This is a genomic window from Nitrospira marina (assembly GCF_059568365.1).
Window position 1 is genome coordinate 116,135 of record NZ_JCANTH010000001.1, and the last position, 24,103, is coordinate 140,237.

The 24,103-nt window shown below is 50.4% G+C and carries 20 protein-coding genes; 6 read left to right on the forward strand and 14 right to left on the reverse strand.

Features of this window, described 5'->3' with window-relative positions; genetic code table 11:
- Window positions 1-6 precede the first annotated feature (6 nt).
- On the forward strand, window positions 7-3,042 hold the full coding sequence (locus LX98_RS00535; RefSeq protein WP_496427053.1) for a hypothetical protein: 3,036 nt from the start codon (window positions 7-9) through the stop codon (window positions 3,040-3,042).
- A 278-nt stretch (window positions 3,043-3,320) separates the two neighbouring features.
- Here the strand turns inward: LX98_RS00535 and LX98_RS00540 are convergent, their stop codons facing one another.
- The 7 genes from LX98_RS00540 to LX98_RS00570 form a co-directional block, all read right to left on the reverse strand.
- Window positions 3,321-5,189: a GTP-binding protein gene (locus tag LX98_RS00540; RefSeq protein ID WP_496427054.1), complete on the reverse strand. Its 1,869-nt coding sequence runs from the start codon at window positions 5,187-5,189 to the stop codon at window positions 3,321-3,323.
- Between the two features lie 2 nt (window positions 5,190-5,191).
- Window positions 5,192-5,992, reverse strand: coding sequence for a sulfate adenylyltransferase subunit CysD (gene cysD / locus LX98_RS00545; protein WP_496427055.1), 801 nt, complete (start codon window positions 5,990-5,992; stop codon window positions 5,192-5,194).
- Window positions 5,989-7,077, reverse strand: coding sequence for an anthranilate phosphoribosyltransferase (locus LX98_RS00550; protein ID WP_496427056.1), 1,089 nt, complete (start codon window positions 7,075-7,077; stop codon window positions 5,989-5,991). Before LX98_RS00550 ends, cysD begins: the two co-directional genes overlap by 4 nt.
- A gap of 14 nt (window positions 7,078-7,091) precedes the next feature.
- Window positions 7,092-7,505, reverse strand: a complete 414-nt coding sequence (locus LX98_RS00555; RefSeq protein ID WP_496427057.1) for a DsrE/DsrF/DrsH-like family protein — start codon at window positions 7,503-7,505, stop codon at window positions 7,092-7,094.
- Between the two features lie 79 nt (window positions 7,506-7,584).
- Window positions 7,585-8,301, reverse strand: a complete 717-nt coding sequence (locus tag LX98_RS00560) for a phosphoadenylyl-sulfate reductase (protein ID WP_496427058.1) — start codon at window positions 8,299-8,301, stop codon at window positions 7,585-7,587.
- 7 nt (window positions 8,302-8,308) lie between these two features.
- Window positions 8,309-10,819, reverse strand: a complete 2,511-nt coding sequence (locus tag LX98_RS00565; RefSeq protein WP_496427059.1) for a ferredoxin-like domain-containing protein — start codon at window positions 10,817-10,819, stop codon at window positions 8,309-8,311.
- Window positions 10,820-10,920: 101 nt separating this feature from the next.
- A complete protein-coding gene (locus tag LX98_RS00570; protein ID WP_496427060.1) occupies window positions 10,921-11,379 on the reverse strand; it encodes an Rrf2 family transcriptional regulator in 459 nt (152 codons plus the stop codon).
- A 296-nt stretch (window positions 11,380-11,675) separates the two neighbouring features.
- Here LX98_RS00570 and LX98_RS00575 point away from each other — a divergent pair, with 296 nt between their 5' ends.
- Window positions 11,676-12,062 carry a hypothetical protein gene (locus LX98_RS00575; protein WP_496427061.1) on the forward strand — a complete coding sequence of 129 codons (387 nt, stop codon included), beginning with the start codon at window positions 11,676-11,678 and terminating at the stop codon, window positions 12,060-12,062.
- Window positions 12,063-12,672: 610 nt separating this feature from the next.
- On the forward strand, window positions 12,673-13,347 hold the full coding sequence (gene bcp, locus LX98_RS00580) for a thioredoxin-dependent thiol peroxidase (protein WP_496427062.1): 675 nt from the start codon (window positions 12,673-12,675) through the stop codon (window positions 13,345-13,347).
- A 39-nt stretch (window positions 13,348-13,386) separates the two neighbouring features.
- Here the strand turns inward: bcp and LX98_RS00585 are convergent, their stop codons facing one another.
- From LX98_RS00585 to murJ, 6 genes are all read right to left on the reverse strand, one after another.
- Window positions 13,387-13,830 carry a VOC family protein gene (locus LX98_RS00585; RefSeq protein WP_496427063.1) on the reverse strand — a complete coding sequence of 148 codons (444 nt, stop codon included), beginning with the start codon at window positions 13,828-13,830 and terminating at the stop codon, window positions 13,387-13,389.
- A 127-nt stretch (window positions 13,831-13,957) separates the two neighbouring features.
- Window positions 13,958-14,938 (reverse strand): isoaspartyl peptidase/L-asparaginase, encoded by a 981-nt coding sequence (locus LX98_RS00590; protein WP_496427064.1) that lies wholly within the window; start codon window positions 14,936-14,938, stop codon window positions 13,958-13,960.
- The gene (locus LX98_RS00595; RefSeq protein ID WP_496427065.1) at window positions 14,935-16,455 is read right to left on the reverse strand and encodes an HDOD domain-containing protein; all 1,521 of its coding nucleotides are present in this window, start codon (window positions 16,453-16,455) and stop codon (window positions 14,935-14,937) included. The genes LX98_RS00590 and LX98_RS00595 overlap by 4 nt, the downstream gene beginning before the upstream one ends.
- Before the next feature lie 452 nt (window positions 16,456-16,907).
- Entirely contained in the window at window positions 16,908-17,471 is a 564-nt protein-coding gene (locus LX98_RS00600) for a hypothetical protein (RefSeq protein WP_496427066.1), read from the reverse strand.
- Between the two features lie 55 nt (window positions 17,472-17,526).
- Window positions 17,527-18,024 (reverse strand): D-aminoacyl-tRNA deacylase, encoded by a 498-nt coding sequence (gene dtd, locus LX98_RS00605; protein ID WP_496427067.1) that lies wholly within the window; start codon window positions 18,022-18,024, stop codon window positions 17,527-17,529.
- Between the two features lie 72 nt (window positions 18,025-18,096).
- The gene (gene murJ, locus LX98_RS00610; protein ID WP_496427068.1) at window positions 18,097-19,716 is read right to left on the reverse strand and encodes a murein biosynthesis integral membrane protein MurJ; all 1,620 of its coding nucleotides are present in this window, start codon (window positions 19,714-19,716) and stop codon (window positions 18,097-18,099) included.
- A 215-nt stretch (window positions 19,717-19,931) separates the two neighbouring features.
- Between murJ and LX98_RS00615 the strand changes: the two genes are divergently transcribed.
- Window positions 19,932-21,458, forward strand: a complete 1,527-nt coding sequence (locus LX98_RS00615; RefSeq protein ID WP_496427069.1) for a fused MFS/spermidine synthase — start codon at window positions 19,932-19,934, stop codon at window positions 21,456-21,458.
- 423 nt (window positions 21,459-21,881) lie between these two features.
- Here LX98_RS00615 and LX98_RS00620 read toward each other — a convergent pair whose 3' ends face one another.
- Window positions 21,882-22,205, reverse strand: a complete 324-nt coding sequence (locus tag LX98_RS00620; protein WP_496427070.1) for a hypothetical protein — start codon at window positions 22,203-22,205, stop codon at window positions 21,882-21,884.
- Between the two features lie 264 nt (window positions 22,206-22,469).
- Here LX98_RS00620 and LX98_RS00625 point away from each other — a divergent pair, with 264 nt between their 5' ends.
- Together LX98_RS00625 and LX98_RS00630 are read left to right on the forward strand one after the other, a co-directional pair.
- On the forward strand, window positions 22,470-23,654 hold the full coding sequence (locus LX98_RS00625; RefSeq protein WP_496427071.1) for an FG-GAP-like repeat-containing protein: 1,185 nt from the start codon (window positions 22,470-22,472) through the stop codon (window positions 23,652-23,654).
- 190 nt (window positions 23,655-23,844) lie between these two features.
- Window positions 23,845-23,973, forward strand: a complete 129-nt coding sequence (locus LX98_RS00630) for a hypothetical protein (RefSeq protein ID WP_496427072.1) — start codon at window positions 23,845-23,847, stop codon at window positions 23,971-23,973.
- Window positions 23,974-24,103: the final 130 nt, after the last annotated feature.

A 24,103-nucleotide genomic window follows, 5' to 3' on the forward strand; every position in this document is an offset into this window, starting at 1 on the left:
GATAATGTGAAAAATCGTCGGGTGTCCCTTTACGTCATGTGTTTCTGCCTTCTGCTGCAGGCATGTACCAGAAGCTCAATTTCGCTGGCGGAATCCAGTACCGATACATCGCAGAGAAATTTTATCATGATCATGTCCCCAATGAATGCCTCGGCGCATACCACGACACCCATTACCATCCAGGTACGCGTGGCACCTCATGCGGTAAAGGCCATGCAGGTATTGCTGGATGGCGTTGACATTACTTCGCGGTTTGGTGAGACCGACCGCGAAGGTGTTCGCCGGGCCGAGGTCGACCGGCCCTTGGTCAATTGGGGCAAAAATCAGATTGTCGTAAAATCAGGAGCGCACCGGGAAAGCAGTCATTTTTTTCTTGATGAGCATCAGAGTGACAGTTCCGCTGCGGCCAATCTGCCGCTGCTGGTCCCCATTAAGACCCGTGTGGTCACCGGCTCAGGCGACAAGGGTACGGATTACCGTATCGCGCTCTACAAGGATCCGGACGATCCCACTGCAGCTACGCTGATACCGGCGTCCGTCCCTAGCGACGGTTCGAATGCCGGTTTCCAGGTCGTCTTTATGAGGCGCTGGGATTTGTCGGTAATATCCAATGTTTCGGTAGTTAATCAGCGGCCTTCCAGTGATGGCCGGTGGCACGATTCACCGCTGTATAAATCAGTAGTCTATACGCCTGAACACTGTCTTTCTGCCGGGTGCATTCTCCTTATCCAAAGTCTTGGAACCATTGGCTTTACTCCGTGCTCTAAGGCTTATCGTCATGATTTTCCAAAGGATTGCGAATCCTTTAAAAATATGCTGAATGGGCTAGGTCTTTCCGCGAGACTTGCCTACGCCAACGGGAGTTCAGCGCAAATCGCGTTCTCTTCCGTATCAAATAAAGTACCCTTCGGACCCACGTCCTCGCCACCGTCACCACCCCCAGGTACTTTTTTTGAAAGCTTAACGTGCAGTGGCACCAACTATGGCGGCGGTAGTCCGGCATGTGACAGTCTCGGCTTTCCCAATACGTCCTTCACCGCACCGAAGGGAGCGAGGCCGTCACAACTCGGCAACATCGCCGGCGCTCTGATTGCTGACAACCACCATAATTATACCTTCACACGAAATGACCGACTGATCAGCTTTTCTACCGCAACGGACGCCGATGGGCCCAATGGGCAGACTCATACCATCATCGTGGACGGTATTCCGTATGCCTCGCGTTCATTATACGGGGCCAAGGGCGGTTTCCATCTCCTGATTTTGAATAGCAAGGATTTAAGCGAGGTCCAAAACCAGACCTATCCCAGCACGAGTGACGCGAGTGAAGTCAATATGCTGTATGACACGATCACCGGTTACAAATCCTATGGCTATCTCTTCTTCGTCGCCGCGTTTGGCGATACGAGTTATTTTTGCCAGCCCGTTACCCACGAGCCCTGTGCGGCGCGTGCCAATTGGTACAAAGCTTCGCAGTTGATCAGAAATCTGGGGGGAACACAGCAGGTCTTCTATCTCGCCAACAACCCCCAGGTCCAGCCATTCCAGTATGACGACTACACCCTGGTCGGGTCGTTTGTTGACGGTGTCGGAGGAGAAAGCACGGACACGGGTCTAGCTCAGGTGGGCGCCGAGATGAGCTCCATCATCGCGCGTGAAACGGAGGCATTTCCGCCTCCAACCGGTGCGGGCCATGGCGCAGATATGGAAGGGTTCCTGCGTATGAACAATCAGGGGTTCTACAGTCCGGCATCGTTCGGACACCGCCTCAACCTGAGCAAGACGACGATCTCGGATATCTTGTCGGCGTCGTTGCTGAATCCTACGCCCTGGCCGTTCCCCGGACCCGATCCGGCGGGATCGAAGGCCGCCTACGATTGGATCAGCCGTCAGCTGTGTTGCGCCGATATTCGCGCAGTCTATGTCAACCTTAACATCTCGCCCGATATCTGGCTGGCGAAACTGCCACAACTGACCTACGACCCCTCGAAAATCCCCAATTCCAGTCCCGCAGATTTCGGGGCTATGGTGCAGCAGCTCACAACCGAGTTTCAATACGTCACGCTGGCGCGCCTCTTCCAAAGCAATATTGTTGGCCTGTACCAAGATCAGCAGGCCAACGTGTCGCTGCTATTGCAAGACGATGGCGACAAGGTTTTAGAGAATCTGCAAGTCGGTCTCACCACCCCGGCGCATGCCGCCTCATGGACAGGCATATTGAGTGATGTCTTCGGTATTGGGTCCAGCTTGCTCAATGCGATTCCCGGAGGCGGGATTGTGGCGGCCGGCACCGAGGTCGCGCTGACCGTCGGCACCGCAATTGCCAATCAAGCCGCGTCTCATACCAATTCGCCGGCCGGCACGCCCCTGCAGGCACAGGAGAACCAGGAAATAGCGGCTGGGGATTTGGCGAATCAATTGGCGGATCAATTCTCGGCCACCCTGGTCTCTCTTGGAGGTGAATTCGATCGCCTCGTGACCGACTGGGGACGGCTCAAGACCCTGGCCGCGCCACTGCTTGCCGGCCAGATTCCATGGGACGACAATGTCACCGGGTTGCTTTTGGAAGGCTATGATCGGGCGGTCCAGCGCGAACTGTACGCGAAGCTCCTCCCCACCAACTTCGTCGTTCAACACCTTCCGTACACGGGCCATGACAGGGTGGTGAAAAATACGGCCTATGATCATGGTGACGAGATCTGCGAGTGGGAAACTTACGCCAAAAATAACGCGGTGCTCTACTACCCGAACGGCCGCATCAACGATGACCGCCATGATAGTGATGCCGGTAAATACCCCTGGAACTACCAATGGGGCATCTGGGCGTTAACGCTTGCCAAGTATCAAAGTGATCCATGTCCCGGCCACGATCAGAATTATAAAACCACCTATCACTATCCTGGCACGTTTGGCATCTTCCATCCGCTGGATCCCAGCAATCCTGATGCCTTGGGTGCCTATCGCTACTGGTTCTACACGCGCGGCAGCTTCCAAATTATTGAACAGAATGATAATAGGCCGTGCTATGATACAGGTTGCTGATTCGCACTTGTCATCATGACTTGAAGCCTTCACAATCCGTTGCACACTTGCATGTGCTCATTGGGCCGAAATAATAATGGCAATTCCTCGTCTTTCACACTCGTGATATCTGAGTTTTCAGTCAGACGGTGCCTACAAAGGAAGAAAACGGATGGATTCTTGTCTTACCAAAAGGATACGTCTGGATACACGGGCGAGTTTCGCCCCTGAGCAACCGTGGGTCCCACAAGTGGAAATGATTTTTTCAGTCAGATCCTTATGCGAACTGACTGATTGACTTAAATGGAGTACTGGAAGTCGGCACGGCCCCTGGGAGGTTCAGTGAGGATCTCCCTGGATTTGAGCAAGTCAATGATTTGGTGGGTGCAGTCGTCGAAATTTTCCGGCCCAGCGAAAATCAGATCGGTATCTGGTTGAGGCCCTTGTAAATCTTTGGCCATGTGGATGGTGATGACCGGGATCGGGTTCACCAACGTTTGCACGGTTTGCACGATGTGTTTCATCGGTTCTTTGAGGGCATTGGTTGTGGAAATCACCAGTGAGCCTGTATCGGTCAGCAAACGCACAACCTCGCCAAACCGTCGGATGATTTCATCTGGTTTTGTGTCAACGAGATCAGCATCAAGTCCGCGTTGCAGATTCTCCGGCGCGAGAAGGTAGGCATGCCGGCCTTCCGCGACGAGCACGGTTTCAAGTTTCCGAGCCAGAAATCCTTTCGCGGTCACATCGGGCCCGGTAAGTAAGACTACAGCCGCTCGATGTCCATAGTATTGGGCCCGGTCTTCGGCTCCCACATCTCCCTTGACCCATGCGGAATCCCGTTCGCGTGCCTCCGTTCGAAAATCTTCCTGGTCATCCTGGACCAGTTCGGTGATGATTCCCCCTCCTGCCACATCGTACTCATCCACCAACACAAAGCGGCCGGTCGTCTCGAACTGCGCATAGAGATCAAAAGCGATGGGAGATTTGGTCCGAAGCGTGATATCGGCCACTTCATTCCGTTTCACGGTGGTTTGCGTCTGTCGGTCGTCTAAATTGGTGGCGTCCACAATGCGATGAATGGTGGCCACTTCGCAGGGGACTTCTCTGGTGGCCAGTCGTAAGACATAGGGACGGCGGGTTTCTAAAGGTCGCCCTCCTAACCAGAACAAGTTTGCACGAATGCGGGTGGAGACAAGCGGCCTGGCATTATCGTGTGTCGCAATTTCCCCCCGTTCTACAAAAATTTGTTCATCCAGGGTAATGCCGACGGATTGGCCGGCTTCGGCTTGAGTTGGCGGTGGATCAATATTAAACGCTTCAATCGTTTCGATATTGGCTGACTTGTTGGAGGGGGAAAAGACCAGCCGGTCCCCAATCTTAAGTTTTCCTGCCGTGATCCGGCCGACTAAAATCCGGCGGGCGTCGAACTTATACACGTCCTGGATGGGAAGGCGAAGCGTTTGTTCGGCACGTTTGGATTCCAGATGGAAATGCGCCAGAGAATCCAATACGGATGGTCCGGTATACCACGGGGTTTCCGGGCTTGATTTGATGATGTTGATACCCTGTTTGGCGCTCGCGGGGATGACGTATTGGGGAATGACGTTCAATTGGGTGAGAAATTCCCGGTATTCTTTTTCGATGGCGTGGAAGGTGTCTTCCCGATAATTGACCAGGTCCATTTTATTAACCACCACGGTCACCTGTTTAACCCCTAACATGGAGAGCAGCAGCCCATGGCGTTTTGATTGGTCGCGTACGCCTTCCAGGGCATCAATGACCAAAAGAGCCGCTTCGGCACGAGCGGCACCTGACACCATGTTTTTCAAGAATTCCTTATGTCCTGGTGCGTCAATAATGATGTATTGTCGCCCGCCCCAGGAGAAAAAGGTACGGGCTGTGTCGATGGTAATGCCCTGTTGTTGCTCTTCTAAAAACGCATCAAAAAGAAAGGCGTATTCAAATTCTTTGCCCTGTTGCTTACAAATGGCCTGAATTTTTTCGATCTTGCCGGTTGGTAAGGTTCCGGTGTCGGCATACAGACGACCCAATAATGTGGATTTGCCATGGTCGACGTGACCCACGATCACGATATTCATTCTCTCCCGGATGGAATTGTCCTGGGGTGTGTCGTGAGATTGGCCTTTGGCTGGTGTGACCGTCATATTCACATGTACCCATCTTTACGTAATTGTTCCATCCCTCGTCCTTCGTCTTGTGCGCGTCCTGCCCGTTCCGCCACCTTGGTGTTGCGTAATTCAATGATAACTTCATCCACATTTTTCGAGGTGGAATCAATTGGTGTAGTACAGGGGGCGCATCCCAGACTGCGATAGCGTTTGCCGGTGCCTTGATCCAGGTAGAGATTATCCAGAAAGGGAATATTTTCTAATTTGATGTACTCCCAAATATTGATCTCTGTCCAATCCAAAAGTGGATGGATCCGGATATGGGTGCCCGGAGGAAACGAAAGTTTATATTGATCCCAAAGTTCGGGGGGCTGATCGCGGAAATCCCATTCATTGTTTTTGTCCCGCGGGGAGAAATACCGTTCCTTCGCCCTGGTACTATCCTCGTCCGATCGCACACCCAAAATGACCCCTGTGTAGCCCTTTTCTTCCAGCAGTTGTTTTAACCCTAGGGTTTTTAAGGCGGTGCAACATTCCACTCGTCCCTTTGTGTGGTTCATCCCTTCGGCCAGGGCTTTTTTGTTTTGGCCCACGATCAGATTTAATCGCCATTCGCGTGCGAGGCGATCCCGATATTCAATCATTTCAGGAATTTTATAGCTGGTGTCGACATGGAGTAACGGAAAGGGAACATGGCCAAAAAAGGCTTTTCTGGCCAGCCACAACAACACCGTAGAATCTTTGCCCATGGACCACAGCATGGCCAGGTTGTCAAAGTTTTTGTAGGCCTCACGCAGGATATAGACGCTTTGATCTTCTAACTGGCGGATATGCTTCATGCGGGCACCACCGCCGGTGAAGGGGGGACAACGAATTTGGACTGTGGAGGGCGCCCTTGGGCCAAGGCGGAAAGAAACGCTCCGGCCTTTCCGGAATCCAGTGTATCCTGGGCAAGCGGTGTGGCTTGTGCGAGAGAGGAGGCCAACCCTGCGGCATACATCAGTAAGGCTGCATTCATGATCACCCAGTTCCGTCGGTCGCCTTTCTGGCGATCGACGAGTAATTGCGTGATCAATTGGGCTTCATGTTGGGGGTTCCCGGATCCCGGCCCATTGATGGTGGAACTCATGGCTTGAAATGGTCCGGATCGGAACCCGGCATCATCGGGACGAAAGACCAACGATGAAATATGCCCGCTTCGTAATTCGCGCGCTAAGGAGGGAGCGGAAAGGGACAGTTCGGGAAATCCTTCGACTCCTTGAATTATCAATGCCCGTTTTGCGCCCAGCATGTCCAAAGCTTCCACCATTTTATCGAGATATGGAGGATGGGAAATTCCGATGATTTGTGAGCCGACCCTGGCAGGGTTCAGGAGTCTGGACACCTGATGGGACAGGTTTTGCAATCCGAAGGACTGACGCAGGTCCAGTAATTTGGTTAATGGTGCATGATATCCGGCTAAATCCATGTACACCCAGGGCGATTGAGCGCCATGTTCAATTGCTTCAGTCGCAGTCCGGGCGATAGGAAGCTGTAAGTGACGAAGGACCTGAGGGAAATCGTAGGGGAGGTCGGGGTTTTCTACGCCATGCATGAAGAGCCCTGCGCCGGCTGAAGCCGCGACAAGACTTGCGGCGAGGACCACATGGATGGTGTTGTGTTTTTCTCCATAGAGTGGAAGGTCCACCATGTTTTCGGCATGCGGGAGTGGAATCGGTGGCGCCCACCTGCGGACCGTGGTGGTGAAGGCGGCGAGTTCGCTGATGGATTCGGTTTTGATACGCATGGCCATCAAAAACGCTCCCACCTGAACGTCAGTGGCTTGCCCTTCAATAATGGCGTTCAGAGCAAGCTTGGCCTCATCCCAGGTCAAATCCTTGGCTCCCTTTAGCCCTTTTCCAATTTTTGCAATCAGATGATCCACGCCATGATTCCGGGTTAAAAGGTCAAAACCTGGTCAGCGGGAAGAACAGCTTCTTTCCAGAAGGCCTCGGCAGTTTGCACTTCATCTAATTCCGGAATGAGCTCTTCGACTTTCACCCCAAAATATTTCAGAGAATCCGTACACACCGAAAATTTGACATTTCCTTTTTCTTTAGAGGTTTGCATGAGTTTCGAGAGGTCCGCTTTATCTTCTTTTTTCAAGAGTTCACGAACAAAGCCTTCTCGCCCTTTAAACTCCGGAGACATGGTCAGTTCTTTGATCTTGGTTTTGGTCATTCGACCTGCGGCTTCGTCACGGAAATAGCCACTCACCTCGATGCCACTGGCCGCTGCCAAGGCGATCCACTCACAGGCTTGGAACAGGTTGTTCCATCCCCCTCTGCTAATAATGACGGCAATTTTTTTCACTGGCGGTCTCCAATAGCTACTTGATTGAGAAACAAGAATCTCAAATCATGAATGACGGTATGTGTCTGTGGTTCGTTTATCATCGATGAAGCCCACATTCGGTTTTCCCCGAAGCTTTCCATCGTCCCGAGCGTGGGTCTTCTCCTGGCATAACCGGTGCGGTGCAATGGGTACATCCAATGCTGGGATAGTGTTGATCATGCAATGCGTTATAGGGAACGGCATTCGTGCGAATGTATTCCCAGACCTGTTCCCATGACCAGGCGGCTAAGGGGTTAAATTTCACAAGGCCAAACTTTGTGTCCCAATCCACAATACCGGCATTGGCACGCGTGGGTGATTGATCACGCCGAATACCCGTCATCCACGCTGCATACTTTGCCAGGATCCGCGTGAGAGGCTCAACCTTTCGCAGTGAGCAACATTGATCGGGATCCCGCAGCCATAAGGCTTCCCCAAACTCCGCGGCTTGTTCGGAAGGACTGAGCGTAGATTTGACCTGAATGATCTGATCATCCTTTAACTGATAGTGTTGAATCATCCGATCCCGAACGGCATGGGTTTCAGGAAATAAAAAATCGGTATCTAAATAAAAGAGTGTGCTGCCTGGATTTGAGCGGAACATCATATCAGCTAGAACAACATCCTCGGCCCCAAAACTACAGGCCAGAATAATCCTTTCCCCATATTCCGCAATCGCGGTCTCGACAATCTTCGGAGGAGTTTGGCCCTCCATGAATTGATTGACCGCAATGAGTTCTTCCGGAGTTGGTTTGGTATTGAGAAAAAGAGCCATGGTGTTTTTACGATTCCACTTTCTCCACTAACACTCGGAAATGCTGCTCTTCGGGATCTATGGGCTCCTGTTTAAGCACATTGTGTCCATCGTTTCGAAGACTCACTGGGACATTGCGAATCGGATCGCCGCCGTCCAACCATACTTCCAACTGTTCACCGTGGTCCATCATTTCTAATTTTAACTTGGTTTTCACGTAATTCATGGGACAGGCCACGCCCCGCAGGTCGTAGACGGGCACGCCTGATGGGGAGGATTCCTTGTCAGGTGACGTCGGTACCGTCCTGGTTGATTCAGTAGATTTTTGTCCCAGTTCAGCAGGAGCCAACTTGAGGTCCTGGCCGATTTGGTCCGAAACGGTCCGGCAGAGATCCACGAAACCTTTTGTGAATGCGATTTTTCCTTGCGTCAGATCAATCGAGGCGTCTTTGTTCCCCAGATCTCCCACTGTCAGGGCCAGATTGTGGTATTCCGCCGGCATGAGCCCTTTGGCCACAATCAACTTGTCAAATTCCGCTAAGGTATCGGCATCCGTATTTGGATCAATCCCTTCTGTAACCAGGATGGCTTTTGCTCCTGCTACCACGGCTCGATAGGCTTTATTTATGGCAAAGGCGTATTGGTGCTTATCAGCCAACAGGCGTGCTTGATACAGTTCCTGTTCGGCTTCAAGGATCCGATTATCGATCATCTCCAATGCGCCCCCGGCGCATTCGCCGGGTCCGAGGTCCTCAACCGAAAATTCCTCATCGCCTTCCCAGTCCACATAGAATTGTGGATCCTCCTGATATGTGGGGAGAATGGTGTAGGGGATCAGTTCATCTTTTAGTTGGAGTTTCCCAGTGCGATCAATGAACGACAGGAGGGACTCCCCATTTTTTCTATCCCGGCGATAGAGATCGAGCAGATGCTGGACGGCAGCGGGGACATTTTTCGCAGGGACCTTCACAATGAGTTGGGCAATTTTGGCCGTGCCGTTGACCCGTCCCCCAAGGTGCAATTCATACACCGGCGCCACATGGTCTCCAATGCGTTTGCCGACTCCATGCAATCCGATTGTGGCGATATGATGTTGAGCGCAGGAATTGTGGCAGCCACTGATTTTCACGTTCACCCCTTCCAGGTCCTCTGCGATTTTTCCGGCAGGGAACACTTCTGCCAGCGCTCGGGCCAGTCCCTTAGAAGAGGTGATTCCCAGTCCGCAAGTGTCGGTCCCTGGGCAGGAGACGATATCTGCTACGCCTTCAGCTCCAGGGTCGCCCAACCCATGAGCGACTAATTCGTCATAGAAGTGCCGGAGACGCAGTTCTGGAAGCCATCGCACCATGATGTTCTGATTGATGGTGGTACGAAGGTTTCCGTTGGCATACCGTTCGGCGAGATCGGCCAGTCCAAACATTTGCTCAGACGTGATATCACCGGAGGGGAGTCTCACCACCGCTGTTCTATAGCCGGATTGGCGTTGCGTAATCACATTGGTTGCACACCAATGATCGAACGCCTCTTGAGATGAGGGCTCTTCATGTTGTGATGAGCCATGAGGGTGGCTGTTCCCATTGCCTGGGGTGGAAGTGCCGTTCCCGGATTTTGTCGGCATCACCAAGGGAGGATCATCAGGGTACTGGGTCGTTTTCAATCCAAGTTTGGTAGCGCCGGATTGCAACATGGCATCGTAGGTCTCTTTCCATCGTTGAGAAAATTCATCAAACCCTAATTTGTCAATGACAAATTTCATCCGGGCTTTGCTTCGATTTTTTCGGTTGCCCAAATTATCAAACACCTTGAGCATGGCTTCGATGGCGGGAATCAATTCTTCCATGGGAACGAATTCATGAAGCACTTTGGCGAGACGTGGAGTGGACCCCAATCCGCCTCCAACGACCATTTTGAACCCCGGAACCCCTTCAGTATTACGGGCAGCCAGAAGTCCGACATCGTGGATGGGGGTGAGGGCGCAGTCCTGCTTACAGCCCGAAAACGCAATCTTAAATTTGCGAGGGAGACTTTGGTTGAGAGGATTCCGTAATAAATGATATGCCACGGTTTTCGCGTAGGGTGTCACGTCAAACACTTCTCCGGGGCAAACCCCAGCCAACGCACAGGCTGTGACATTCCGGACGGTATTGGCGCAGGCTTCCCGCGTGGTGAGTTCAACTTCCGCCAGTTTTCGCATGATGGTGCCAACGTGGCGGAGGGGAACAAAGTGCAATTGAATATCCTGCCGCGTCGTGACATGTCCCACGCCGGTCGCAAAGGTATCCGCAATGTCTGCTACTTGGCGTAGTTGATTGGCGTTCAGACCACCAAAGGGAATCTTGATCCGGACCATTTGGACATCGGCCTGGCGTTGACCATAAATACCGTATTGGAGTCGAAACGGTTTGAACACGTCGGCTGGAGTGTCCCCGGATTGCAGGCGATTGACCTCATCTTCGAAAGTTTCTATTTCTTCAAGAATCTCCTGGGGTATCGGAACCGTGTGAATAGGAGGGTGGCTGGTGACTGGTGGGGTGCTCATGATAATCCTCCAAATCCTGTATACGAATTGAAATTTTCTGTCATTGGCTTAAGAGTCACGGATTTCTTTACCACCTCGAAATGGCCAATCCTTCGCGAAAGCTAAATATGATACATTACGCAGCGCTGGGTTTCGAGCGTTTGATATTGTTCGACTAATTTTTCTAAGGAAATGGCCCGAAGGACTGTCTGCTCCGCCTCTTGAACTTGTTGCCAAATACTTGAAAGTAAGGCGTTGGGAATCTCTCGTTTATCCGTATGACCATTCGAGTACCCATTTTGACTTAATGTTTCTGTTGCCCATCCATTCATCGAATTTACCAAATCTGCCAGGGAAATCTGACTGGGGTGTTGTGCCAGAGTGTACCCTCCTTGTGCTCCTCGAAGACTCCTTATGATCCCGGCCTGTTTCAAGTGCTGAAGAATTTGCTCAATAAAGCGAGAGGGTATGCCCTGTCGCTGAGCGATGATTTTGGCTTGAAGCGGAATGGACCTGTCCTGCTTTGCTAGCTCGATTGTGGCCATGATCCCATAGGTGACTTTAATCGGAAACTTGTTCATATTTTAATTCATACTAAAACGATAGGAATGATGTGTAATATAAATTTTACAGGAAACACTTGTCAAGAAATGATGAGTCGTACTTCAAAAAAAAGACATGCCGGGGCGAAAATGGGTGACTGAACCATGCCTCCTGAGAAGATCTATCAGTAGGGAGCGATCGATTCAAACAAAAAAATTGAACAACAATCGTAGGGCTACTAAATATTGGGGAAAAATAGGCCGATACCATGACTGGAGAAAGCCCCAGATAAAGTCACCGGTTGCAATGTTTGTGAGCTGTGAGGATCAATGAAATGAAAGACCTTGCTGATCTGCTTGAAGATGTCCATACCCTCGTTCAGTCTATCCGGGAAGAGAAGATGATGCTTGAAGATCGGCTGAAAATGTTGGAGAACGACTTATCGACCATGGAGAGAACGAAAAAGTCCATTGCTTGTGATCTACAGGAAACGAAGGAAAGACTCGGACGGGAATTACAAGCTACCAAGGAAAAATTGGATCAGGTGCATCCGGCAATACAAAGTTTGCAAAATGAGCTGCAGAATGTCGAAGTACAGAATAATCTTCTGGTTATGGATCTCAAACAGAAAGACGAAGAAATACAAGCATTAGAATTGCGACTTCGTGAATACACTTCCTTGACTTCTTCATCCTTCCGAGCTGACAAGCCTATCGGCTAAGCTCCGGGAATGCCTTTCAACTCAAATCCTCCGACTCTGGAGAAATGTCTTATAACCCCGATCTAGCGTTGGTTCCTTCCTGAGTCGAATTGATAACCCCAGTCAGCATTTTCCTTCCTGGTATGATGGCGCCTTTAAAGGACCAAGAAGGGGGGATCCCTCCACTTTGCCAATGCCAGATATGGGCAGGTGAACGATAAATAGGAACATACGTAGGGTTGAAATCCCAAGTCTGAGCATTCGTTTGGGCATTTAAGGTGGGAGCCGGATAAGGAATGCATGTGCTGGTTAGGCCACTCAGAATGTGTTCTGGCGTTGCTCATCAGAATTAATCGTCTGGAGAGATCAAATGAGGTGGCGGTACAAAGGATAGTCTGCCCAGAGGATTCGAGGGCATCAACGCTATACGCGATCCGTTTCTTCCCGAGGATGGAGGCCATGTGGCTCGCTTCCTTGAAAAAAGGGAGGAATGAAGCCTCTTCTTCGTTGTACAATGGTCCGTCTTTACCAGGGAGATGAGGAGATTTTCCTATATTGAGTCAGGGTACTTTCATTCACAAAACGAGTTATCACGGCATGTTTTACCCACTTGTCATGAGAGGAGGATTCTATGGCATCCAAAGTAAAAAAGGCCCAGCCTAAGAAGAAGGGACCCTTACAATCAAAACCAAAGGAAGCTGCAAAAAAGAAGGCAGCTCCCAAGCGTTCCTCATCAAAGAGTCAGGGTCTGGCTTCAGGGTCTCGAAATCCCTCAACAAAAATCAAAACGGCATCTACCACTAAAACGAAAAAATCTCCTCAACAGAGTCCACGCACAGCGGCGACGTCTGAGTTGCAGGTTGGGGATCCTGCTCCTGCTTTTTCCCTTCCCGATGATACTGGACGCATTGTGAATTCATCTGAGCTTCGAGGGAAAAAAGTGGTTGTGTACTTTTACCCGAAAGATGACACGCCAGGCTGCACGACAGAAGCCTGTTCGTTTCGGGATGGTATTCAGGAATTGAGAAAGAGCGGTGCCATCGTGTTCGGAGTGAGTGCGGATCCAGTCTCATCTCACCGGAAGTTTTCCGATAAATTTCAACTCAATTTTCCCTTGTTAAGTGATGAGTCTAAGGCCATGATTCAGGCCTATGGGGTCTGGAAAGAAAAGTCCATGTATGGCCGAAAATATATGGGGATTGAACGAACAACAGTGGTGATTAATGAGGACGGGACCATAAGAAACATATTTCCCAAGGTCAAAGTGAACGGGCATTTTACTGAAGTGCTTCAAGCCCTCAGATAGTGTGGCCCTGAAAAACAATCATAGGTGAGGAAAAAACTCTTACCCATGCTGTTCATGGGCGTCCCCGATTTGGGAAAAAGTCTCCTCCCCGAAGATGGCATTGGCATTGAAGTAATATTTGAATTCAAGCAGATTATGCGACGGATCCTCCAGGAAAAACGTTAAGTGTTCGAGAGGAGTCCCAGGAAAACGTCGACTGGGCTCACGAAAAAATATGAAGCTATTCGTTTGGGCCCGATGCCGAAGTTCATTCCATTCCTCTTCTGTCCGGCAGATTAACCCGAAATGTCGCGGGTAAATGCTTGTTTGTTGGGGGCCAAGGTCCTTGGTCACATGGGCCACAATTTGGTGGCCATGGAAATTTAATGTGATGGCGACGGAAGACTGGCGGCCCGAGCCGCATCCCAGTCCTTGAACATAAAATTCTTTCGTGGATTCGATATCCTTAACCGGAATGGAGAGATGAAAGGTGGAAGAGGACATATAAAGACTCCTTCAGGAATTATCGCATGTTTCGGATGATCAATGAAAATATGGTGCGATTCGTCAATGAACAGGATGAACGGCTAAGATTGAGCGTTTCAATAAAAAATGCGCATTAATCTCCCTTTCAGGGAAAGCGGTTTTTGACGACAGGCTTACCACGGCCGTTCCAATAGCCGGCGCTCATCCATGGGGTGGTATGCCGAATCGCAAACTTGCCAGTGCGATCAAGGATGAGGCATCCGGCCTCCCCCTGTATTCGGCTGACGAGTGCCTTGAGTGCATAGTTGGCAGCTCTTGCGGGTGTCCAGCCTAGCTCCAGCAGGATAGCCAGATGTTTGGCCATGCCGGTTCGTATGATGGATTCTCCTAAGCCCGTCATGGAAATGGCACCGGCGGTATCATCGGCATACACTCCCGCGCCGATTAAGGGGGTATCTCCGACACGGCCAGGTAACATGACCGCAACTCCCCCTGTTGAGGCCCCTGCGGCAAGATGGCCGGCACAGTCCAAGGCGACGGCACCGACGGTGTCATACAATCCTAACTGACGGTAAAGAGCTTGGGATTTAGGATTAATCGTGTTTCGTGAACTTCCTTTGTTCCTCAATGGAGTCGAACCCTTCAAATGGACCAATCGGGCTAAACCAAAATGTCCGGCCAATCGATTGGCATGTGAGCCGACTATCAATACATGGTCGGTGTCGGTCATGATCCGTCGCGCGGCGCAGATTGGATGAAGATATCCTTCCAGCCCTGCTACACCGCCAGCCGATATGGTCTGGCCCTCCATGATTGATGCGTCCATCCGTTGAATCCCGTCGAGTTGTCGAAGCGATCCTCGCCCGGCATTAAACAGTCCCGATTCCTCCAGGTAACGGATCATGGTTTCTACCGCATCTAATGATGAATGCCCTGTCTTGAGGCATTCATATCCCTTCATGAGTGCCTCTGTCAGACAAACTGACTGATTGTGGGTTGGTTGTCGGGAGCCTGCGCCCCCATGAATCAGGACTCTGGGTGTGGGGATAGGTGTTGACTTAGACAAAGGGCGAAGGGATTTACACAATCTCGGTGGCGAATCGTGCTTTCTTCTCGATTCATTCAAATTGATTGTTCAGTTTGTATTTTGTCATAGGAGGTGTGTCTGTTGCCACCATGTATTTTAGAATAATAGACGGCTTCATCTGCATCATGGAGTAAATCGGTGACAGTCGGATAGGGTTGATCCGGCGTGTGGGTTGCGATTCCAAGAGAAATGGTGACGTTGATGCGTCTGTCTTCGGCTATTTCATGAGTGGTGTCCCGAAACGCTGAGAGGATTCTCTCGCACACCATGATGGCGGTGGTTGATGAGGCTTTTGGAAGAATGAGCACGAACTCTTCTCCTCCGTAGCGTCCGACCGAATCGGTCGTGCGAAGGTTCGATCGTAAGAGATGGGCGGTAGATTGAAGAACCATATCCCCTGCCTGGTGACCATAGGAATCATTGACGGATTTAAATTTATCCAAGTCCCCAAATACCAGCGTCAAACATTCTTTTTTGGCGAGAGCTTGTTCAAAAGAGCCTTCTAAGTATTTATCCAGGGAGGCTCTTGCCAATGCCCCGGTGAGGGGGTCGTGACGGTGGATTTCTTCCAAATTGTGGAACTTGGCTTCCATGGCGGCGTTATTCTGTTGAAGCTCCTGAACTTCCTTGAGAGTTTGAAGGCTTCTGAGAAGAAGTGTCTCTCTGGCTTTCTCCAAAATGGCTTGAGGTTCGGTCCATGTTTCCAAGTCAGTCCGGAATATTTTCTCTGTTTCCGGAAGAAGCCCTTGCGTTGTTTCCAAAACTTCCATGAGCCCTGCTGAAGTGAGATTCAGCCACGTATGGGCATCCTCTCTGACCGCTTGGAGGTAGGTGCCGTGAGAGTCGCGTAAAAAGATTTCCGCAATTTTCCCTGCCAGCGACACACAGTAAACAAATTTTGCGCGTTCATCTCCTTGTGGAATGCGAGAGGGGTCATCGCTTCCAGCCACGGCTAATCGGAGGCGATCCGGAAAATTCCATTGCGTCAAGAGCCAACCCCCCACGGCAGCATGATTGACTCCTAGGAGCTGGGATTCATGAGAGATGATACTGGCATGGGATGTTTGATCCAGGTCAGGGGGATTGTAGAGGTCAGGGAACACCTGATCGAGGGCGAGCATTCCCAAATCTTGCATCAGACTCGAAAGATATAACTCTTCAATTTCAGCCAACCCACAGGCCGTTCCAAGGGCACGGCTAGCCGTTCCCGCCAAAAGTGCACGTTTCCAATACAACCCATAGTCCAAGCCGGTTCCCCGACTGGTTTGTAGGGATTCCATTAATGAAAAGGACAGGGCCAGAGAAATAGTCGCGTTGAGACCAAGGACCAACACTGCTTGTTGAAGACTTTCAACCTTTTTGCAATATGGGTATAAAGGAGAATTGGCGATTCGTAGGATTTTACTAGCCAGTGCCGGGTCACAATTGAGAATTCTGGTGAAACTGTAGAGGTCGATTTCCGGTTCATTGGCTAAGTTGATGATTTGTATGGCGACGTTAGTCGGGCTTGGAAGACTTGGGCAGGCTTGTAATTTCTTTTCAAGTTCTGGTGTCATAACGCACTCTTGGTCAGAAGACCTTCGCGAGTGTCTCGAAAGACTCTGCATCCGAAGATCGGCAAATCTTCATACTAACGGGATCTATGCACACGAGGATATATCCGGGATGTTTTCTGATTATAGGCATTTCGGCATATTTGTATGTCATCTGAATAGGCGTGAGAGGAAAATTGGGTTTTCTTCTTTTGATTCGAAAGCGGTCCTCCTGATTGACCGGCTCGAAGCGAGAAAGCGGAATAAGGGAAAATGCCAGTGGAAAACATAGGGCCTCAAGATAATAGTGATGTTCTGTCACATTGCTGTTGACTTGGCTGGTTTTGTCGGGTTTGCAAATTCTGTGGATGATGGGACGAGCCATACCGGAAATCCAGCGAGCCAGCGAATAGGGTTCGCCAGGTGGGGCATCATATTGAGGGACGAGCTGAGGAGACGGCCGGGAAGAATAGCGCTTAGTGGAAAAGGTGGCTTTGCGCTTGGTTCAGGTTAGGATCCTGAAAACGATCCAGGTCTAATCGGACAAAACCAAGGCCCGCGACACAGAGTTCAAAATTCGTTGAAAGCGTTTGAAAGAGTGCGGGTGGGTTTTTGCCCTGAGGATCTTGATGGGTAGCGACAATACTGTAGGAGCGTTTGCCGGCTTTAACGTAATCCACCAAAAAATCCTTGTGGTGAATAAGTCCGGAGCATTTTATCCGTTTGCAATATTCGGGGAAGAGTCCGGCGAGAAACAAGGTCAGGTCCCCAATATGACGATGAATATCCCGTTCTTTTTCAGCAGAAGACTGTTGGCTATGGGATTCGGCCGCGTACAGGAGTTCCACCACTGTTTCGACAGGTTCTCCCTCATGGTCTTTAATACGGGAGAGTTGATCGATATGGATAAATTCGAGAAGCAGATTTGAAACATATTCCGTCACTTGAAAATCTGGCCATCCCAATGCTTCGGAAAAGTTTCGTTCTGTCAACCGGCCAAATAACTGCCTTAGAGGATGTTGTTCAGGGATTTGTGTCATCAATGCCCTTCCCTCTCTTTCCACCGAATGTCCCTTCGCCAGGGTATGTCGGTTTCTATGTATGTCTATCGGTCTGATGTAAGAGGTTCTTAACCTTATTTACTCCTTTGCCTGCCCTGCTGTCCAGGATAAGGGTCATTGGACCGTCATTGTCCAATGACACGACCATTGTTTTGCCAAATATTCCTGCTTGGACAGATAGATCGAGGGCTCGGAATTGTTCCAGTAATTCCTGGTATCGCACACGTGCTTCTTCCGGAGGCGCTGCCAATTCAAAGCTTGGGCGTCGTCCTTTTTCGGTATTAGCCAGTAAGGTAAATTGAGAGATCAGGAGGAGTTCGCCATTGATGTTTTTGAGGGCATCGGTCATTTTTCCTTGTAGGTCCGGGAAAATTCGTAGGCGAGGAATTTTTTGGACCATGAAGGACACGTCTTGTTCGGTATCGCCTTGGGCCACACCTAGCAGAATGACGAGCCCCCGGTTGATGTGGGCGATGACTTGGCTTTCCACCGTGACTGAAGCCTGTGTGACGCGTTGAATAACGGCAATCATAAGACCTTTCGTGATATCGCCTATCTCAAAAACAGCCGGGCATGATGACGGTAAGCCTGTCCGTCCGCATGCTTACGTTGTAGAAGATGGTTTGCGGATCTTTCGTCGCAACATGAGCGTCAGGTGTGTGAGCTCCTCTGATTTGAATACATGGTGAACGGAAAAATATCCAATCGTGCTTGCAACAAGCGCCACAATCAACCAGGCAACTTTTTCGAGGCTCTGTCCTGTTGTCTGCCATAGCGGGAATCCTGCAATCCAGAGAGAAACGGCAATGAGAGGGAGAAGGGCAATTCCTGTGCGGACCAGAGATAGGCCGAGTGTCTTCCACAGTAACCCCTGAAGGCGGTTCCCCAAAATGGTCAGTAAGATAAGGGTGTTCCCCATTGCGGCACATGCGGTCGCCAGAGCTAACCCGGTGTATTGAAGCCATTGCATAAGCCATAATGACAGCCCAATGTTGAGGCCAACCGAGGCCACAGCCACGATGGCGGGGGTTCTCGTATCTTGAAGGGAATAAAACGCGGTTGCCAGAATTCGATAACTGGCGAATGCCCACAATCCGATTGAAAATCCGAGAAGGGCCGAAGCGGTTCCAACTGTGTCCATGGACGAAAAGGCGCCATGCTCGAAAAACACATGAATAATGGGTATGCGTAATAGGATCAGCCCAACCATTGATGGAAGGATGATAAAGAGCACCATGCGTAACCCGAAATTTACCGTTTCCCGTAGTTCATGAATGGCTCCACGGGCTGCTTGGCCGGATAAGGTTGGCAAAATGGCTGTGGCCATTGCCACACCAAATATCCCTAACGGGAATTGAATGAGGCGCATTCCATAAAACAGATACGTGGGGCCCCCTTGAAAATACGAAGCTAAAATCGTGCTGATGGTGAGATTGATTTGGGTCACAGCTAAGCCTAACAAGGAAGGAATGAGCAGAAAACCCATTCGTTTCACTCCGGGATGGCGCGGATGAAAATTCCAGGACAATGGGAAATCATGCTTGTGTAAACTGGGTAATTGCATTAGGAATTGAGCGAGCCCTCCCACCACAATGCCAATGGCTACAGCCAGAATCGCCTGATCAAATAAGGGGGAAACGGCTACTGCAAAGAAAATGACACACAGATTAAAAAAGACAGGAGCCAAGGCAGGAACGGCAAATGAATGGAGGGAATTAAGTATTCCCATGGCCAGGGCCGCAAGGCTCACGAAGAGTAAGTAGGGAAACATGATTTGCGTGAGGAGCGTGGTCGTGGCGAGTTGATTCGCTTGACCATGGAGGCCTGGCGCAAGAAGCCAGACGAGACTCGGAGCGGCAACGATGCCCATTAAGGTGACAAGGGTCACGAGCGTCAGGAGCGTGGTGAATGCTGCGCTGGCTAATTCCCAGGTTTCCTGCTTGGAGCGGGTCGAATGATATTCGGTGAACACCGGGATAAAGGCGGAAGACATGGATCCTTCCGCAAAAAGTTCTCGCAACAGATTAGGAATTCGATAGGCGATGTAAAAGGCGTCTGCTGAAGCGTTGGCGCCAAACAAATTGGCGAGAGTGACATCTCGAATAAATCCAAGAATCCGACTGCAGAAAGTGGCTCCGCCGATCAGTCCGGCAGCCCGGCTAATACGATGGGCCTCTCCTTGTGGAGATGGCGGGGCTGGTGGAGGTTGAGCTGATTGGGACATCCGAATCGGAATGTTACCGGAAAGGGTTGAGTTGTTTCACCTGTCAGTTGTCAGAGGGCGATTGTCTTGCTCAAGGGTTATAAAAAGCCCGGGTCCGCACGCAGAGCCTGGATACGGATTTTTTCGCTTGTTTCTGAATTGACACCCTCTAAATCATGCTTTAGCATCAATTCCCTTTTGTCCATCCAATTCTCCATCTTATGACAAGATCCTCGTTGACTCAATCCAGTCTGCCACGATGGTGGTGCTTTGCGACCGCGTTCTCGACGGGTGCGGTGGTGATGGCGCTGGAAATTTTAGGAAGCCGACTTCTCGCGCCGGTTTTTGGCAGTTCGCTATTTGTCTGGGGCGCGCTGATCGGGGTGGTCCTGGCTGCCATGAGCAGTGGATATGCCGCTGGAGGCTGGCTGGCTGATCGATATGCTCCCCATAGAGTGTTGGCCGGGCTGTTGTTGCTATCGGGCTCTTGGACCCTGTTATTGGCATGGGTAGGGCAGCCCGTAGTTTTTGGAGTGGCTCAATGGATTCAGGATCCTCGCTGGGGGCCATGTTTTGCAGCCAGTGTGCTATTGGCGGTTCCGGCATTTGGATTAAGTGGCGTTCTCCCGGCCCTCTTGCGTTTGGCTATCGGGGATATGGGGCATCTGGGACGTCATACCGGTGGCATGATTGCGGTTTCAACCATCGGAAGCCTCATCGGAACGTGGGGGACGTCCTTTTATCTTTTAACCTGGCTGGGTAGTGCTACATTAGTCGCTATCCTTGGCGTGGTTCAGATATGCCTTGGTCTTTGGTGGACATTCAGAGTTGGAATACTCCAGCCGGGTCTACAGGCCCTGCTTCTTGCGGGAGTAGCCGGAATGACCTGGATGGGTTTTCATCCGGTCAGCATTTTGCCACCGGCCATCTATCAGGAGGACAGCCCGTATCAACAGGTTAGAGTGAGTGAAAATGATTTATTCCGTTATCTCATTCTGGACAATACCTTCCATGCGGTGATGTGGAAAGCGACGCCGGAATCTCTTGCCTTGCCCTATAGCCAAGTCATGATGGGTGTGTTGCCAGTTGTCGAAAATCCTAAGCGAGGGTTGATTTTAGGCCATGGCGGAGGATCATTGGCAAAGTGGCTAGGGAAGAACTGGCCGGATTTGGAATTAGATGTGGTCGAAATGGATCCGTCTGTTGTTCGGGCCGCTGAACGGTATTTTGGTTATACGCCACCCCTCAACCATCATGTTTATGTGGAAGATGCCCGCACGTTTTTACGAAACAATCCTTTCCAGTATGATGTGGTGTGGGTCGATGTGTTTGCCAGGCATCTCATTCCGTTCCATGTGACGACTCAGGAATTCTTTGAGGAATTACGAAAGCATGTGCACCCAGAAGGCGCGGTTGCTGTTAATCTGGCCTCTTCCGATTCGCCCGCGAATGTTCGTCGTGCACAAGCGGTGTTGACCACGATGCAACTGGCATTTCCTGATGTGGTGTCCTACGGTGTCGCGGGTCCTGAATGGTTAGATACAAAAAAAGGTTCCGTGAACCTGATTTTTTTTGGTGGGAAACCTGTCTCCGTCATGCGTGATTCGCAGTTTTTGGATGTTCTGGCTCGTCAGATGAATCGTGATCGATTTCCGCCAGAAGGGTTTGCATTTTTCATGTCACAGGAGCCGGTCCTTCTGGCTCCTGGTCAGATTCTGACCGATGATTTCTCTCCGCTAGATTTACTTCAAGGAGAAGGGTAAGCACCCCTTTTGCTTTGAGTCAGCAGGGTTTTTTCCCTCATTCCTCAAAACGACGTAGGATACCTCACAACTTGCTGAGTGGAGTTTACTGGAAAGATGGCATGTTCCTGGTTGGTATGGTGGAATAATCCGCGAGTTGAAACTGTAAAAGGCCACTCTAACCAAATGAGGAATCCACACATGTGGGGTCTGAAGAGGACTGCTTTGGCGGTTTTCACTCCCCACGTTTCCCAGGTGTCTCTAATCCCAATGTACAGGTGTATACCAGAATTGCTGGTTTGAGCCGTCCATCCCTAGCTTGATTTTGGCCGCCGGGAAGCGTTATTGCGCCCATTCTAGGCCTGAAGACAAGGATTGTCTGGAGGAGACAGGCGATCGAAGGAGATAACAATATGTTCAGGAGGTATGGGGCCTGATGTCATCCTATTGTGAACAGACAGCCTCTGGCCAAAACTTGTATCGAATTTGTGGTAGCTGAGCGCCGTCAAAATTCGGGAGATCATAAAGACATCGATCAACCACGGCTACCTCATCTCTGGTAAATTCAAAGACTTTCCGTGTTTTCCAAAATTGATCCAGCGTAAAATAATCGCCTGTGGTTGGCTTCTCCGCCAGTGCAGCCTGAAGTGCTTTGAAGGCGGCGGTATCAGTTCCTGGAATACGTCCGTTGTTGCGGGTAATGCACCATTTTATGATCTCGGCTACCCCATACATGCTTAGATCAATTTTCTGCTTTTCTTCGGCCATGATTTCCTCCTTACAAACAGACAAAACGACAAGGAACCTCTATACCATAAAGAGAGGCGAGTCATCCAGTGTGCGAAGGTCATACCTCTACAAAATTGCCTCTGGCAGGGTCTGTAGCCCGGTAGAAAAAGAGGATTTCTCTGGCTAATAGCGGGTTTTACATCATTTGGAAAAATCCGTATACTCGAGGCACTGGGCATGGTTTATCCTGCATTTATAATTGCACTCTCTCAACCCACACATTCTGGAGAAAGGCAAGAAGAATTGAATTCCAGTCAATCTTTGTGGGCTCGACTTGTCATTCCTCTGGGCCTTTTGGGCCTGCTGTCTTTGGTCGGTTGTCCTACCCGTGAAGAGTACAATCCTCCTGATCTGATTTATCATTATTTAGATATTCCGGTCGGTAAAAACCCTACGTCAATCCGGGCCAGTGATTTTAACGGTGATGGGTTTACGGATTTGATTACCAGCAATATTCAGGGAAATTCCCTGTCACTGCTCTTGGGAAAGGGGGACGGGAGTTTTCAGGACCAAAAAACGATTTCTGCCTGCCAGGAGCCGAGGAATGTGGCTGTGGATGATTTTAATCTGGACCACGTGCCGGATTTCGTTGTGGCGTGCTCCGGGGATAATCATGCTCTTGTGTTTTTGGGACAAGGCGATGGCACTTTTTTGCGTGGGTCCCAATACCTGGTTCATCGTACGCCAGTGAGTATTGCCACAGGAGATTTTAATGAAGATTTTCTTCCTGATTTAGCGGTGGCCCTCCGCAACGACAAAATCCAAATCCTGTTGGGGATGGGGAACGGCAAATTTCGATTGGGACCGTTATATGAATATGGAGATACACCTACCTCTGTGGCTACCGAAGATTTGAATGGGGATAAACATTTGGATTTGGCCGTGACCAATGGAGGGCCGATGAGTCATGCGGTGTCGATCTGGCTGGGTTTGGGGGATGGCACCTTCCAAGCTCCAACCGACTATCGAACTGGCAAGCGGCCATTGGCGGTCTCCTTTGGAGACTTCAATACTGATCGAGCCATCGATCTTCTCGTGATTAACGGTGAAATGAACACGATTACCGTGTTTTTAGGAAACGGGGATGGGACTTTTCAGGAGGGAAGAGAGTCGGGCGGTGATGCCGGTCCAAATTTTGGAGTGGCTCAGGATTTTGACGGCGACAAAGTTCCGGATGTGGCCGTTGCCAATATTCAATCCGGAAGTATTTCATTGCTATTTGGGAAGGGCGATGGGACCTTTCATTATCCTCCAAGAGATTATCCCACTCCGCATGCCCCCTTTGCATTAACCACCCTCTCGATTGCCACAGATCGGGGGGAAGAACCGGGATTGGCGGTCGTGAATAATGCCTCAAGTAATGTCTCTATTTTTTTACATCACGGGTTGAATATCCGGAAGGGCCAATTGCCGGCCACTCCATCTTGAATCCTTCTTCAAATGTGATGTTCTTGACACTCGATTTCTGCAATGTTTACAGTACCTTTGCCTTTCATGAAGAGGCGTAACGCCGGTCCAAAGCGTGATTCAGCCTTGTGAGGAGAATGTGCGAACTTTTGGCTGGTGGTTTGGAATGGGGTCTCTTTTGACCTTAGCTGTTTTGCTTGTTCAGGGAGGCATGAGAGATCTGATTTATGGTTCGTCGTATTCCGGGACCTGGGAAGGAATACTTTCCATGGGACTGACGGTTTTTGGAGGTGGCGTTCTTGCGGGCTGTGTCGCAGTCATTTTAAATCGACTTCGCTAGGCAACTTGTAACCTCCATTCGCCCACGGAGGGCTCTTAATCAAGAGTAGGTCTGTATCGTTATGACGTGCCTCAGATGCCAAGGAACCATGTTAGTTGAACGTCAGTACACCCGAGTGTCACGCCGGTTC

What these genes read in the sequence shown, in the direction of transcription:
- LX98_RS00540 (WP_496427054.1), bottom strand. Translation starts at nt 5,189, where the DNA reads ATGACGGTCACACCAGCCAAAGGCCAATCTCACGACACACCCCAGGAC.
- LX98_RS00585 (WP_496427063.1), bottom strand. Translation starts at nt 13,830, where the DNA reads ATGTCCTCTTCCACCTTTCATCTCTCCATTCCGGTTAAGGATATCGAA.
- bcp (WP_496427062.1), top strand. Translation starts at nt 12,673, where the DNA reads ATGGCATCCAAAGTAAAAAAGGCCCAGCCTAAGAAGAAGGGACCCTTA.
- cysD (WP_496427055.1), bottom strand. Translation starts at nt 5,992, where the DNA reads ATGAAGCATATCCGCCAGTTAGAAGATCAAAGCGTCTATATCCTGCGT.
- LX98_RS00600 (WP_496427066.1), bottom strand. Translation starts at nt 17,471, where the DNA reads ATGACACAAATCCCTGAACAACATCCTCTAAGGCAGTTATTTGGCCGG.
- LX98_RS00620 (WP_496427070.1), bottom strand. Translation starts at nt 22,205, where the DNA reads ATGGCCGAAGAAAAGCAGAAAATTGATCTAAGCATGTATGGGGTAGCC.
- LX98_RS00560 (WP_496427058.1), bottom strand. Translation starts at nt 8,301, where the DNA reads ATGGCTCTTTTTCTCAATACCAAACCAACTCCGGAAGAACTCATTGCG.
- LX98_RS00630 (WP_496427072.1), top strand. Translation starts at nt 23,845, where the DNA reads ATGAGAGATCTGATTTATGGTTCGTCGTATTCCGGGACCTGGGAAGGA.
- LX98_RS00595 (WP_496427065.1), bottom strand. Translation starts at nt 16,455, where the DNA reads ATGACACCAGAACTTGAAAAGAAATTACAAGCCTGCCCAAGTCTTCCA.
- LX98_RS00575 (WP_496427061.1), top strand. Translation starts at nt 11,676, where the DNA reads ATGAAAGACCTTGCTGATCTGCTTGAAGATGTCCATACCCTCGTTCAG.
- dtd (WP_496427067.1), bottom strand. Translation starts at nt 18,024, where the DNA reads ATGATTGCCGTTATTCAACGCGTCACACAGGCTTCAGTCACGGTGGAA.
- LX98_RS00565 (WP_496427059.1), bottom strand. Translation starts at nt 10,819, where the DNA reads ATGAGCACCCCACCAGTCACCAGCCACCCTCCTATTCACACGGTTCCG.
- LX98_RS00570 (WP_496427060.1), bottom strand. Translation starts at nt 11,379, where the DNA reads ATGAACAAGTTTCCGATTAAAGTCACCTATGGGATCATGGCCACAATC.
- murJ (WP_496427068.1), bottom strand. Translation starts at nt 19,716, where the DNA reads ATGTCCCAATCAGCTCAACCTCCACCAGCCCCGCCATCTCCACAAGGA.